This window comes from Cognatitamlana onchidii (assembly GCF_004804355.1).
GTDB classification, from domain to species: domain Bacteria; phylum Bacteroidota; class Bacteroidia; order Flavobacteriales; family Flavobacteriaceae; genus Cognatitamlana; species Cognatitamlana onchidii.
Genome location: NZ_SRWZ01000004.1, coordinates 1 through 14,024 on the forward strand (window position 1 = coordinate 1; position 14,024 = coordinate 14,024).

The 14,024-nt window shown below is 35.1% G+C and carries 16 protein-coding genes; 3 read left to right on the forward strand and 13 right to left on the reverse strand.

Going from position 1 to position 14,024, the window contains the following annotated elements:
* Positions 1–52 precede the first annotated feature (52 nt).
* On the forward strand, positions 53–1,027 hold the full coding sequence (locus E5D58_RS08630) for a polyprenyl synthetase family protein (RefSeq protein WP_136481463.1): 975 nt from the start codon (positions 53–55) through the stop codon (positions 1,025–1,027).
* Positions 1,027–1,377: a hypothetical protein gene (locus E5D58_RS08635; protein ID WP_136481464.1), complete on the forward strand. Its 351-nt coding sequence runs from the start codon at positions 1,027–1,029 to the stop codon at positions 1,375–1,377. Before E5D58_RS08630 ends, E5D58_RS08635 begins: the two co-directional genes overlap by 1 nt.
* A 16-nt stretch (positions 1,378–1,393) precedes the next feature.
* On the opposite strand, the gene ric is transcribed toward E5D58_RS08635, so the two are convergent.
* The 12 genes from ric to E5D58_RS08695 form a co-directional block, all read right to left on the reverse strand.
* The gene (gene ric, locus E5D58_RS08640) at positions 1,394–2,119 is read right to left on the reverse strand and encodes an iron-sulfur cluster repair di-iron protein (RefSeq protein ID WP_136481465.1); all 726 of its coding nucleotides are present in this window, start codon (positions 2,117–2,119) and stop codon (positions 1,394–1,396) included.
* Between the two features lie 115 nt (positions 2,120–2,234).
* Positions 2,235–4,235, reverse strand: coding sequence for a TonB-dependent receptor plug domain-containing protein (locus E5D58_RS08645; RefSeq protein ID WP_136481466.1), 2,001 nt, complete (start codon positions 4,233–4,235; stop codon positions 2,235–2,237).
* Between the two features lie 185 nt (positions 4,236–4,420).
* Positions 4,421–5,269, reverse strand: a complete 849-nt coding sequence (locus E5D58_RS08650) for a hypothetical protein (protein WP_136481467.1) — start codon at positions 5,267–5,269, stop codon at positions 4,421–4,423.
* Positions 5,270–5,383: 114 nt separating this feature from the next.
* The gene (locus tag E5D58_RS08655; RefSeq protein ID WP_136481468.1) at positions 5,384–5,776 is read right to left on the reverse strand and encodes a hypothetical protein; all 393 of its coding nucleotides are present in this window, start codon (positions 5,774–5,776) and stop codon (positions 5,384–5,386) included.
* A gap of 59 nt (positions 5,777–5,835) precedes the next feature.
* Positions 5,836–6,618, reverse strand: coding sequence for an ABC transporter permease (locus E5D58_RS08660; RefSeq protein WP_136481469.1), 783 nt, complete (start codon positions 6,616–6,618; stop codon positions 5,836–5,838).
* A complete protein-coding gene (locus E5D58_RS08665) occupies positions 6,611–7,318 on the reverse strand; it encodes an ABC transporter ATP-binding protein (RefSeq protein ID WP_136481470.1) in 708 nt (235 codons plus the stop codon). The genes E5D58_RS08660 and E5D58_RS08665 overlap by 8 nt, the downstream gene beginning before the upstream one ends.
* On the reverse strand, positions 7,312–8,547 hold the full coding sequence (locus E5D58_RS08670; protein WP_136481471.1) for a nitrous oxide reductase family maturation protein NosD: 1,236 nt from the start codon (positions 8,545–8,547) through the stop codon (positions 7,312–7,314). Before E5D58_RS08670 ends, E5D58_RS08665 begins: the two co-directional genes overlap by 7 nt.
* Before the next feature lie 3 nt (positions 8,548–8,550).
* Positions 8,551–8,988, reverse strand: coding sequence for a nitrous oxide reductase accessory protein NosL (locus E5D58_RS08675; RefSeq protein WP_136481472.1), 438 nt, complete (start codon positions 8,986–8,988; stop codon positions 8,551–8,553).
* Positions 8,989–9,026: 38 nt separating this feature from the next.
* Positions 9,027–9,620: a hypothetical protein gene (locus E5D58_RS08680; protein ID WP_136481473.1), complete on the reverse strand. Its 594-nt coding sequence runs from the start codon at positions 9,618–9,620 to the stop codon at positions 9,027–9,029.
* A 115-nt stretch (positions 9,621–9,735) separates the two neighbouring features.
* Positions 9,736–11,706 carry a Sec-dependent nitrous-oxide reductase gene (gene nosZ / locus E5D58_RS08685; RefSeq protein WP_136481474.1) on the reverse strand — a complete coding sequence of 657 codons (1,971 nt, stop codon included), beginning with the start codon at positions 11,704–11,706 and terminating at the stop codon, positions 9,736–9,738.
* Between the two features lie 28 nt (positions 11,707–11,734).
* Complete coding sequence (locus tag E5D58_RS08690) at positions 11,735–12,307, reverse strand: fasciclin domain-containing protein (RefSeq protein WP_136481475.1); 573 nt, start codon at positions 12,305–12,307, stop codon at positions 11,735–11,737.
* Between the two features lie 13 nt (positions 12,308–12,320).
* Positions 12,321–12,821 carry a c-type cytochrome gene (locus E5D58_RS08695; protein ID WP_136481476.1) on the reverse strand — a complete coding sequence of 167 codons (501 nt, stop codon included), beginning with the start codon at positions 12,819–12,821 and terminating at the stop codon, positions 12,321–12,323.
* A gap of 112 nt (positions 12,822–12,933) precedes the next feature.
* On the opposite strand from E5D58_RS08695, the gene E5D58_RS08700 reads away from it, so the two are divergent.
* Entirely contained in the window at positions 12,934–13,365 is a 432-nt protein-coding gene (locus tag E5D58_RS08700; protein ID WP_136481477.1) for an RrF2 family transcriptional regulator, read from the forward strand.
* A gap of 1 nt (position 13,366) precedes the next feature.
* Here E5D58_RS08700 and E5D58_RS08705 read toward each other — a convergent pair whose 3' ends face one another.
* A complete protein-coding gene (locus E5D58_RS08705; RefSeq protein WP_136481478.1) occupies positions 13,367–13,900 on the reverse strand; it encodes an alpha-ketoglutarate decarboxylase in 534 nt (177 codons plus the stop codon).
* Positions 13,901–14,024: the final 124 nt, after the last annotated feature.

Genomic DNA, 14,024 nt, shown 5'->3' on the forward strand with positions numbered 1-14,024 from the left:
CTAAATTTACTTTCGGTTTAAAATTTATAAGGAATTGCTTTATTTTTGCGCGATGCTTTCAATAGAAAAATACCAAAAGGAATTTATAGGATTCCTAGAAAATTACGCCACTGCTAAAGAGCCCAGAAACCTTTATGAACCGATTACTTATATTCTTGGGTTAGGCGGTAAGCGGCTTCGTCCTGTTTTAACTTTAATGACGGCAGATATCTTTAATGCAAGTTATAAAACAGCCATGGATGCTGCCTTAAGTGTTGAGGTTTTTCATAATTTTTCGTTAGTACACGATGATATTATGGACGATGCACCTTTAAGAAGAGGACAAGCTACGGTTCATGAAAAATGGGATGTTAATACGGGTATTCTCTCTGGCGATGCCATGTTAATTATGGCTTATCAGCTTTTTGAAAATTATGATGCACTCATCTTTCAAGAGTTGGCAAAGTTATTCAGTAAAACAGCGCTTGAAGTTTGTGAAGGCCAACAATATGACGTTGATTTTGAAACCAGGAATGATGTAACCATTTCTGAGTATTTAAAAATGATTGAATATAAAACAGCGGTTTTAGTTGGAGCAGCCATGAAAATGGGTGCTATTGTGGCTCGGGCTTCAGAACAAGACCAGAATAACATATATGAATTTGGTAAAAATTTAGGAATCGCATTTCAATTACAAGATGATTACCTAGATGCCTTTGGAGATCCCAAAACATTTGGTAAACAAGTGGGGGGAGATATAATTGAAAACAAGAAAACCTTCTTATACCTGAAAGCATTGGAGTTTTTAAACGAAACCGATAAGACCAAGTTAACTAATTTGTTTTCTACCAATCTAGATGATAATAGTGCTAAAATTGAACAGGTCAAAATATATTTTGAGCAATCAGGTTCTGCTTTGGCTACAAAAGAAGCCATTCAACAATATACCAACAAGGCGTTCTCTGTTTTGGAAACTTTGAATGTTTCTGAAGATAAAAAAGAGTTGTTAAAAGCTTTTGGCCTTAGTTTAATGAATAGAACGGTTTAATGAAATTACCTAAAACGTTTAAAGGTTTAATAGAGCAAGCCAATCAACTAGATCTTTACCAGAAACTTATTGAACAATTAAACAAGGATTTTAAGCTCGCGAATTTGGATTTAGAGTTTCATGAAGATGTGTTACCAGCGAGCTTAAAAGTACTGCTTCATGAAACCCTGTATATACTTATTCAAGAAAAATTTACAGAGTATTTGAACTTACTGTATATAATTGACGTTCCAGAAAATCAGGTAAAGTCTCTTAATGGGGACGCTATATTAAAATTATCTGAAGAGGTATCATTTCTTATTTTACTCAGAGAATGGCAAAAAGTTTGGTTTAAGAATAAATACGCTTAAACCAAACTATTTGAAATTAAGAGTTTTTGGCCACACTATTTTCTAAAGCAATAGCTTTAGGATGCAAAATGTTATTTTCTAGATGCACATGCTGGTGCAGATCTTGTTCAAACTCTTCTAATTTTGCGTATAGGGCTCTAAAGGTATTACAGGCTCCTTCTGGCGGTGTATAATTATTTGATAATTGAGCAATGGTCTTAAATATATCTCCGGCAGATTCATGCTCTGTTTCCATCATATGAATGGGGTTATTTACGGTTTCAAATGGAGGTGTTTCAAGTTTAGTTCCTGATTTTTGAAGCGCTAAAAGCTTTTTTACATAAGGAAATAAAATGAGTTCTTCTTTTTTAAGGTGGGCCGCCAGTTCATTTGCTACCTCGGTAAACAAACTATTTATTTTAACCACTTCGCTGTAATGATGACCATGAACCTTGGCAACTTTATTTGAGTATTGAAGGATTAGCGGAATAGATTCTTCTACATAGGTATGGTGAATGTTTACTATATGATCTAACAAGAAATCTAAACTCCAAGAGTTATAGTCATAGGCTTTTGGAGCATCGTCTACTTGTAGTAGTTCCGCTTTTAGTTGCTCGTAATTTTGGTTGTTCTTTTCGCATGCTTTTTCAATGGTTATACCACCACCACAACAAAAGTCGATGCCATATTTTTTAAAAACATGAGCTGTTTTAATATTGTTTGCCACGACCTGAGCAACTGTTTTATTTTCTAAAGTGTCCATAATATAATTTAAGATAATTTTGTCTTTTATTGTTGTTTAACAAAAGTATAGTCCACCTGTTTTAAAAAATATGACATTTGTTAGGATTTAGTTTTAGCTAAAAATTACGATTCTCTTAAAGAAATTTAATAGATGTATTGATGTAGAAGTTTCTACCTTGTCTAGGAATATTATTCCAATCAGCAAAAGTGGAATAATTCGTGTCTAAAATATTTTCAATCCCATATTTAAAAATAACGTTGGTCGTTTTAAAATAGACGATATTACCAAAATTTACGTTTAATATGGCATAAGCCGGTGTTTCGTTTTCTCCATAAAACGGACTGTATTTACTTTGATTGCCATTGCCCTCAAGCTGAAGCGCCGCATTAAATTTTGGTTTGTTGTAATTAACTTCTGCTAAATAAGAAAAAGGTTTTATAAGAGGTAGGTTTTTTTTATTGCTACCACTACCATGATTATAACCAATAGAACTATTAAAACCTATAGTTTTAGTAAGTGCAATATTCGAGTTTAAATATATATTAAAAATATTGGCATAGTTTAAAGCGTCGTAAACTCGAACCCCATTCGCTCCAATGGTCATAGGGCTTATGGAAGGATTGATTTCCCCAATTATATAGTCTGAAATATGGAAAAAGGAAGTTTCAAGTCCTAAACTGAAAGTGTTAAATTTATGGTTGGTTCTGGCATTAAATTCTAAAGCTTTTTCGTTTTTTAGATTGGGGTTTCCTATATAATCATATCTATCAAAACTATTAAATAAGAAAAACCCATAGCCCTCACTAACAGAAGGAGCCCGCTCTCCATAACCCAATCCAATTGAGGCGTCAATATTTTGGTTTTTAAATCCATAATCTGCAGATACACTCTTTAAAAACCGAGTTTGAGTATCTTGTAAATCTGGATAGAAAATTCTCAAACTGTTTAAACCAACCTCGTTGGCAATTCTATTTTTATGGTAGCCAAATCTTATGTTTGCTGATACGGTTTCACGCTCACTAATAGCAATACGATCTTTCACATAAATACCTGAGTAAAGTGTCCTAACATCGGGCCAGGTATACATAAACATATCAGGTTCGTTGGGGTTATTCGAAAACATGGTCATTTCAGCTAAAGAGCGGTTATAGTAACCATTTAAATTCGCCGAAATGTTATGGTTGTTTGCTTTTACTCTTGCTTTAGTATAAAAACCATAGGTGTCACTCCAACCCGGCATATCCATTCTTATAGGGACATCAGGTCGTTTACTATCGTCCATAATATGGGTTATAGTGTTCAAGTATAATTTGGTTTCTAAAGACTTTATAAATGTTGATTCGTTCTTGTAACGGTGGGACGCCGAGGCAATAAAAGCTTCTGCCAAAGACACATCCATTGGTAAAGCAGGGTAACCAACATCTGTTGCTTTATCATAAATAATATTGGTTTCTAGAGTGTGGTTGTTTGAAAGTTTATAACCGCCCTGCAAGGAGATGTTATACTTTTGAAATTGAGAGTATCTAACCTCTTCATTACCCCCAGCTATATAGTTATCTGATTTTCTAAAAATACCATCTGTTGCTATGTAGAATTTGCTGCCAGAGTATTCAAAATCTAAACCTGCTATTCTATAATTACCATTTGTTTCATAACCTAAATCGGCATTTGTTTTTAATCCAGAACCATTAAATTTTGACTGAGAAATTTGTAAATCGATACCGCCACCAATACAATGTCCGTTTTCGGTGCCTTCTTGTCCTGAGTTTATAGTTGCCTGTTCTAAGTTCGATACATCAACGTATGAAGTTATGGGATCCATTTTATCTGTGCAGGCTCCAAATATTTGCATGCCATCAATAGTTACATTTAATCTATCGCTGGTCATATTGTTCATGGCAGGCTCCCAAGCGTAGTTTCCACGTTTTATCATGGTAACCTTATTAGATTTTTCTAAAAACACATCAATACTTGACAGTGTTTTTTCTTGCCTGTAATTACTCAGTTTCCGCTCAGCCACAACTATAATCCTTTCCAGGTTAGTCGTGTCGCGTGCTACAAAAAGACTGTCTTGCTGTGCAAAAAGTACTTGCCCACCAATCAAATAGAAACTAAAAATTATGAGATGCTTCATAAGAACCTGATTCTTAGCGATGATATTTTGATAATAGGTTGACTGAAAGGTGTTTGCAAAACGTCATTACGAGAAACTTCAATTTCGAAGTAATCTCATAACTTAGTAAAACGATTTTAAAGATTCCTTCACGTTGTTCGGAATGACAACCTTTCAGTCAGCCTTTTCATAAGTTTAAGGGAATGCTAAAATTCCAATTCTAAATACAATGAGCTTTTTTCGTTTTGCTCAGTAATATCCTCTCCTTTTAAAAGTTCGTCTGCAGCGTTCATTAGTTTTAAGTTCAACACCCAATAGCCAGTCATGGTTAAGGACAAATCTGCATGATACATAGTGTCTATGGCATTAAAGCTTAAATCGGTGTTATTCGGCGAACTATGATTCCCCATGCCTGGCATTCTTGGATCTAGTGCAATTTTAAAATTCTCAACAACCGGGAATGACATCATGTTTTCCATTTTGTAAAGCCCAACCATCATATCATTTATTCCAATGCTTGGTTTTATAGGTTCAATAAGTGCAACGATATAGCGTGTTTCGTCGGACCCCATGAAGCTTGTAACATTTTGCTTTTCAGATTGCGTAACACTAATAGTGTCTTTAGCCGAGTACTCCTCACTGCCTATTGAATAATTAAAAGTCAAAGACCAACCAGAACCATCTGTATTGGTCATTTGGTAAATTACAGAAGCTGTATATAAAGTTTTCTTGTTAGAAACTTTTGAGATGGTAGAGTGGGGACAAGAGTGTTGCATAGACGGCATCTGCATCATAGGCATCCAATTAATATTGGCGTTTTCAATGTAGCTGTCATCGCTATTATTTTTAATCCGAATGGTTACATTGTTGTATCCTGTTTTAAATGCGCCAGCTTCATTGTATAATTCAATGGTATGATTATCGTTGGCAATGGTTTTAATATTTACAAGGCCTTCAACTTCATTTATTTCTTCTGGAGTTTCAACGTCTTCAGTCGAACAAGATATTGTGAATAATGTAATACACAGTAATGTGAAAATATATTTTAGTTTCATTTTAATATTTTTTGTTAAATAGTATGTAGGGATGCTTCGGGATACATTTCAAATGAGTCCGTAGCGGTATAGAAATCACATGATGATTTCGTTATTCTGACAATAAAAATTTAACTAAAAAGAGGGGGGAGGTGTTTCAACCTCAAGTAAGGTTTTTGTAATCCGATTGGATGTATGTATAAGAATTTTTTTGGAGGAAATAATGTCATCTAGATTCTTGTTAATTACATCGTTTTTAACAAGGTAAAAAGTATCTAAGTAGGTTCGTTTGTTTTCTGGAGAAGGACTTTCTGTATTCGTGTCTGTGTTATTCTTTGCTAATTGCTTTTTTAAGTGGCATTTACCGTTACAGCCTTGTTGGTCCTCTTTTTGAATACAAAGCGTTTTAGCTATAAAATCTTGATTGATAACGAAGTCGCCAACAATAGCGAGTGTATTAATATTGTTAGCTAGCAAGATGCTAACCAATAGTAAAGAAGTGATTTTATATGCAATCCCCTTAATCATGCCGCGAAGATAGTCTTTTTATGTTTTTTAAAAAATGATACATGTCATTCTATTTAGTTTTAGAAATCTTTCTTCTTGGCTTTAAATATGATACGGGTAACAGGTAAAACCACCCATATGATGAGTGTTACAAACGAAATAATTAGACCAAAATTAGTACCAAAAAACTTTTTGAATATGGCTCCAGTATACCCCAGAAGTGCAGAAATGTCTAGTTTTAAAAGTATTAATGTTCTTGACAAATCAATGGGATTAAGCAAAGTACCCACCAACGATAGCTTATCTAACGGATATTCTTCAAATAGAATTAAGGACATTAAAAACAAGCCGTCGTAAATAATGGCTAAAAATAGCCATAATAGGATGGCAAAGCCAAAACCTTTTATTTTGTTTACTTGCGAAAGAGCAATATTAAATGCCAGCGCTGTAAAAATAAAGGTTAAGAACGATTCTGTAATTAGAAGTAGTGAAAAGTCCCAAATTGCATTCGATTTAAACAAGCCATAGAAAACAAATGGAATACCTAAACCTAAAATTAAGCTTAACGATAATGATATGGCAACGCCCAAATACTGGCCTAAAAATATAGATGAGCGTTTTAAAGGTTGCGCCAATAATAATTCTGTAAATTCTTTTGAATTATAATAATACATTACTCCGAATATGGTACCTATTAGCGGAACCAAAACAATGATTACATTCATTAATGTAATTACTGCTTTTGATAAATTGTTATTTAAAAACAACAATACAATTCCCAAGAGTAAATAAAACGCGAAATACACATAGCTCCAGCGGCTGCGCATTAAATCGTAAAAACTATATTTTAATATTTTAAGCATAATTTTCTTGTAAAATGGAAGCAATGGCATGCTCAAAATCTGGTTGATTGGTTTTAGATTTTAAGTTGCTTATGCTGCCTTTAAAATATATTTGACCTTCCAACAGAAACACAATTTCATCAGATACTTCTTCAACGAAACTCATGATGTGTGATGTAATTAGTATGGTTTTGCCTTTAATTTTTTCGGCTTGAATCAAGTCTTTTAGCCTTATAAGTGAAATTGGGTCGAGGCCTGTTGTAGGTTCGTCTAAAATAATAATTGGGCTATCAAACATAAAGGTTAAAACAATATTGACTTTTTGTTTGGTTCCACCCGACAAGTTTCCGAGTTTTTTATCTAAAAAAGGTTCTAGTTTAAAAAGTGCAATTAAGGATTGGTCTAAATCTGTTTTGCCCCTTAAATCCTTAATCATTTTGATGAGTTCCTTAACTTTTAAGTTGTTTGGGAAATTGGCAATTTGCGGTAAATAATCAATTTGATATTTGTATTCTGAACTTTTATTTATGTTCTTTCCCAGAACTTCAATAGTCCCTTTGTTAGGAATTACCATTCCTAATATAGATTTTATTAAAGTGGTTTTGCCTGACCCGTTTGGACCAAGTACTGCAAAAATACCGCCGTTGACAATGCTTAGATCAACACCTTTTAAAACGTGGTTTTTTCCGAATTTTTTATGTAAATCTTGAATGTTTACCATACGATTTGTTTTGTGAGCGGATTATGGTCCAACAGGTTATCTGGAGTAAAAACAGGTGATACTTTTTCAGAAAAATCAATAATGTCAATAAACAGGCTACGAAGCAAAATGATGGTTTCTGGTGTTCTGTTAACGATGTAAGAAAACAGTTTTACTGGTCTGTAAGGTACATCGCCAATACCATCTTTGTTTAAGTCGTAGCCTGTGTAATTACTCCAATAGTTTTTGTCGAACTTATTATCGTTTACCTTGCTGTTGTATGAAATATCAAAGGAATTATAAAGGAAATTATTTTCTAAAAAATGGTTGCCATAACAAGCGCCTCTTACTTTAATGGCCCAACCATTATTTGTGAAATTGTTGTTTTTGTATTCTATTCGGTTTGAACCTTCAATGTTGATGCCAATGGTGTTTTCTTTAAAGGTATTGCCCCTAATTTCTGCGTCATTAATTTCCTTTAAAAGCATACCGTAAGAGGCCGTTCCCCAATTTTTTTGAAAGGTGTTATTTAGCATTTTTATTTTCTTGGAAAACATAACAGCAACACCAGCACCGTTGTTCTCAAAAACATTGTCTTGATACACATCATCATTTGAGAACATAAAATGCAGTCCGTAGCGGAGGTTCTCGGCGCTTACATTATTCTTAATGATACAATTATTAGAAAATTCTAAATAAATGCCATCTCGAACATGCTCAACATAATTGTGTTCAATATCTATATAGTTGCTATACCACAGCTGAATGCCGTTGCCGGAGTTGTATTCTTCGACGGCATCACCAATAACTTTGTTATGAAAAATGCGCCCGTAGTTTGATTTTTCAATATAGATTCCGAAAAACATCTTTTCTAAAACTACATTCTGAATGGTAAAATGTTTGCTTTTTCTTACGCGTATAGCTGCATAATCTTCAGTGTAACTACTTCCAACGTTGATTATAAATAAGCCATCAACCCTAACGTTGTCGGATGTAATTGTAATAATCTCGCCTTTTAATTCGCCGTCAATGACAGGGTAATCTTGACCAATTATGGCTAGGGGTTTGTCAATGTTAATATTGTACTCTTTATAGGTTCCTTTTTTTACATAAATGGTGTCAAAATCTTTGGCATGCGCTATGGCCTCCTTTAAAGACGTCCATGTACAGGTTTGGCATACCTCAGTGTTTTGAGCATAACTTACGTAGGCCAATAGAATGGCCGTTAAAAAAAGGATAGTTTGTTTCATGCGTTACTTGCTAAAATGAGCTAAAAGTGTTTTCCATGAATATATTTTTCCATCTTTTTGTTCTTGCATGTTTTGGGCTTCTTCTGGGGTTTTAAAAGCCGATAAAAATGCACCCATGGGACTAGGTATGTTCTTACTTATTAAAAAGGTTGCTTTAGTAGCGTCAATGAAGGCTTCAGGTTCTAGGAAATTGTTTGATAAATACAGCTGAATTTGTTTGGTATCAAATTCATCCATGAAATGTATCATGCATTCGGTAGCATCAAATTTATAAACTTTGCCTTTTTTTGTGACTATTTCTGCGGCGTGAACTTTATCAACAATAGTCATTTTACAAAAATGGCAGCTGTCATTACCATAATCAATGGGTTTTGGCGAAACATTGCAGCCTACACTGACTAAAAGTAATGCAAGAATAGAATAGTGTTTTAGTGTTTGCATGTTTTAGTGTTTTAAATTGAAAAGGTGTTTTTACATACTTATGCAGTTTGTTTGTTATTTTTTTTGCCAATGAGAAAGGCAACAAAAGAAGCAGCAATACCCAAACCTAAAAATATGGCCCCTAATTGCGGGTACGAATGTGCTTTAAAATTAAGAATGTCTTTGCTACCAAATAAGGGTGGTTGAAAGCCCATGACAGAACCATCTGGATTTGTAAATTTCATGATGGCTTTAGGGTCAAGATCATGGCCATAATCATGTTCCCATAAATAGAAATCATATAATCCGGCAGCGCCCATAACAATCATTAAAATGAACCAAGCCAAAAACCACTTGTAATTTCCTTTAAACCCAATTAATAGGCCTAAGATGGTTGTAATAACAATGGCTATTGGAAATATTTTGAATTCAGGAATAGACTCTGGGATGTATTTCATGCCTACGTAATGATTCATAAGATTGATGTTTTTGATGTCATGCGGATGCACATCAGAAAAGTCATTAATATGAATATACATACCCAACGGAATTGGATATTGAGGCGCTTCAAGGGTTATTTTCCAAAGCGGAAAAAGAAATAATCCTAAAGGTAATATTGATGCGATAAGCATTACGATGTTTGACCTTTTCATAATTTCAAGAAGTCTAAAGTTCAATTCCTAGCGTTTTAAAAGAAAGGCGAGAGCGAAAAATGCTCTCGCCTTATGTAAGAGAATAAACACTAAAACAAAATTCTCTTATGTTGTTTTATTCAATATCTTCTCCTAACGACCATCTTAATGGTGTGCTTGAATTTGTTGGAGACACACGAACATATCCCTGCATTTCTTGGTGCAATGCAGAACAGAAATCAGTACAGTAGAAAGGCCATACGCCAACTTCTTTAGGTTCCCAAAGGAATGTTTCGGTTTGTCCTGGCATAATTAAAAGTTCTGATGTGTTTGCGCCAATTATACTAACGCCATGAGGCACATCGTAATCTTGCTCAAGGTTGGTAATATGGAAATATACTTTATCTCCCACTTGTATACCTTCAATGTTGTCTGGAGAAAAGTGAGATCGAATAGTGGTCATGTAAATATGAACTGTTTTACCGTCTCTAACCACCTTAGTGTCTGCTTCACTCTTGGTCGCATAAGGGTGGTTGTTTTCTTCTAGTTTGAATAGTTTTTTAGAACGTGGTTTAATTAAGTCGGCAGGGCATCCAGCGGCATAATGGGGCTCGCCAACCGTTGGAAAATCCAATAAGAGTTCCATTTTATCTCCCGAAATATCATATAATTGGGCAGATTGGGTAACCTCGGGACCCGTTGGTAAATAGCGGTCTTTTGTGATTTTGTTCATCGCAACAACATATTTCCCAAAAGGTTTTTGCGAGTTACCCCCAGGAATCATTAAGTGTCCTACAGAGTAGAAACATGGTTGTCTGTCAATAACTTCCCAAGTTCCTAATTTCCATTTTACAACTTCCGAAGAAATAAAGAACGTAGTGTATGCGTTTCCTTTACCATCAAACTCTGTGTGTAAGGGTCCTAAGCCTGGTTGTTCAACAACACCGGCTAAAGATGCTTCAAAGTCAATGATTGGAATACCGTACGCATCACCTGCAAAACTTTGGTTTTCAATGGCAGCAAGCATTTTTGTAAAAGAATGAACCGTTAAGTTTGCAGAAAGTTTTCCGCTACCAACAATATATTCTCCACTAGGATCTACATCACAACCATGAGGCGATTTTGGTGTTGGCATTAAGTAAACAGCCCCAGGAACGTCAAGCGGGTTTACAGTGAGTACTTCAGTTTTCATTGTTGAAGTCGCCGAATGAGTAGACTCATCATAAACATTGTGTGCATACTTGGTAGGCATCATTTTTCCACCACCGTTATTTACATAGTCTTCAATTTTTTTCCAGTTAACAGCGGCAATAAAATCTTTATCATTTTGAGACGCGTTTACTTCCATTAATGTACTAGCTTCCTCAGTATTGTAAGTACTAAAGAAGAACCAGCCATGCGATTTTCCGCGTCCAGGGTGTGATAAATCATAATCAAATCCTGGCATGATTAATTGGAATTTAATATCCATATGTCCGTGTTCTGGATCTACAGAAATAAACGAAAGCGCCCCTTTAAAGTTGCCTTTGTAATCTTTAATTGGCATGTCTTTTTGTGGAATTGGCACTGAGAAACGCGTACCAGCCACAACATACTCCGTGTTTTCTGTAACAAATGACGAACTATGGTTACCTGCACTATTAGGCACTTCTATAATTTCGGTAGTTTCAAAAGTTGACAAATCAATTTTGGCAATACGTGGGGTATTATTACCATTTATAAATACCCAACGCCCATCAATGACACCGTTTGTTTGAGAAATATCAGGGTGGTGAGAATCATCCCAAGGCACAAAACCGTGAGAGGTGTTTAACATAGGTTTGGTTTCTTCATTATAACCATAAGCTTTTTCTGCATCTTGAGAGAATACAGGAATTACTTTAAATAAGCGTCCAGATGGAAGTCCGTAAACAGATAATTGCCCACTGAAACCACCAGAAATGAAGGCGTAAAATTCATCATGCTCTCCTGGAGCCACATATACCTTTTCAGCCACGTTTCCTGCTAGAGCTCCAGATTTATTGCCCGATTGGTCTGAATTGTTACAACTTGTAAATGCTACAAGAAGACTTAACAGTGCAACGGCAGATTTAATAAGATTTTTCATTGTATTTTGAGTTATTTAGAGTTAGTGATTATTCAGATGGGGGTAAAAGCACTTTATCAATGACATGTACGATGCCATTACCAGCTCTTACACTTGCAATGATATTAGCGCCACCAATAACAGCTTTGCCATCCACAACTTCAACCTGAACATATTGATTATTGGCCTGTCCTAGTTTTTTAAGCTTAGTTAAAATGGCTGGGCTTAAATTGCCAGGTGTTACATGGTACTTTAAAATATTAGCCAATGTTGCTTTATTTTCTGGTTTAACCAGATTTTCAACGGTACCTTCTGGCAGGGCAGCGAAGGCTGCATCGGTTGGAGCAAAAACAGTAAGTGGTCCCACATTAACTAGGGCATTCTCAACTTGAGCAGCTTGAACAGCAGCAACTAACGTTTTATGGTCTGGCGATCCTATAGCTATTTGTAGGCAGTTAGGCATACCTTCATCATCTTGAATAAAGGCCTGTCCAGTTTTGGAGTTTGGTGCTTCAGCTTCGTTAGCTGTAGAGGTCTGAGGGGCATCTTTGTTACTGTTTTTACAGGAGTAGATAAAAGCTACTAATGCAAAAACCATAAATACTTGTTTAATGGTTTTCATATTTAGTTGGGTATTATAGTGTTCTAAAGTATTCTAGTACAGCTCTGGCATCTTCCTCAGAAAGGTTTTGATTTGCCATTGGCGAACCGTTAAACTCAATTAATAGCGCTCTGGCAAGCGGGTCTTTCTGAGTCATTTCGTCTGGGTTAAGAATCATATTCATAACCCATTCGGGTGTTCTTCTTTTTAGAATGTCTTTTGGAGCAGGGCCAATAAACTTTTTATCAGCTCTATGGCAGGCCGTACACATTTTTTTGAAAACATCTTCGCCTTTGGCCGCCATTTCTTTGTTTATTTCCGCATTTAGAGCTAGCGATGTAATAGGACCAATACCTTTGTTGCTTAAATCTATGGTTTTCGAAGCGGGTACTTTTTCGGCTTTTGTTGTTGTGGTAGCCTCTGTTGTCGTTTTTTTGTCATAAGAAAAACTTTCTTTTTTCTTTTTCTCTTTTCCGCCGCAACTTAGCAGAAATACAATAAGTAATGTAGATAGGATTTTTATTGTTGTTTTCATAAAAGTGTAGTTTATATTACAAAGCTATTTGGTTACGACAAGAAATAATATGATAAAAATCATATTTAGGATATCATTATCTTTTTTATTTTTGTTGTTAAATTGCTATATAATGTTTTCAAATTCATCAAAGTATGCCATAAAGGCGGTTCTCTATTTATCTTTGCATTCTAATTCTACCCGAAAAATCATGGCGAAGGACATTGCTCAGCCAATTAATGTGCCTCCGGCTTATATTGCTAAGTTATTACAGGAACTTGTGAGAACAGACTTGGTGTCGTCGGTTAGAGGACCTAAGGGTGGTTTTTTTATGAGTAAAGAGAATAACAACCAAAAAGTAATTGATGTTTTAAACGTTATTGATGGCGAGAAGAAGTTTACGGGGTGCCTTCTTAGTTTGGAAGCCTGCAATGAGGAAAAACCATGTCCGCTGCATAACATTCTGAGTACTTCAAGACAACATATGATAAAAGTACTTAATGAACATAGTATTGCCGATTTGGCGCTGGCTGTTAAAAATGGAAAAGCCTATTTACCTTTGTAGTTTAAAAATAGAATCTCACAAAAGGGGCCCATGGATCTGCATAAATGCTTCGATCATCATCGTATAATACATCATAACGTATCCCAACGGCAACATTGTTACTTCTATATCCCAGTCCAAGATATAATGCTGGAAGCCAATAGTTTTCATTTCTGATATTCAGGCTTGTATCGTAGTTTCTATCAACATTGAGTTGCTCAAATTCTGCCGATATTTGTAGTTGAGGTATCACATTATACAGACCGATAATACTGGCTCCTAAAACAGTAGAATTATATACGTTTTTTTGACTGTTGTATGTAAAATTTAACCCCAAACCTAAGGCAAATTGTTGGTCGAACTGGTAAATGGCGCTGGGGGCTAGGGTTCCGCTAAAAAAACCACTTCCAAAGTTTAGTCCAATGCCTCCTCCATACCGCATATGACTCCAGAAATCATGTTTCGTTTCTTGAGCTGAAGAGATTTTAGCAGATAGAAAAAATACGATCAGAATTAAACATGTTTTTTTACTAATAGAAATAAATAGGCGTAACATATTGAGATTTTGTTAAAAATTTAACAGCTTTTTAGGTATATGTGTTAAAAGGTGATTAGCAACCATAAATATAGTCAAAGAAACATCTAATTTTAGTAAAAGTTGTATTTTTGGGAAATATTTT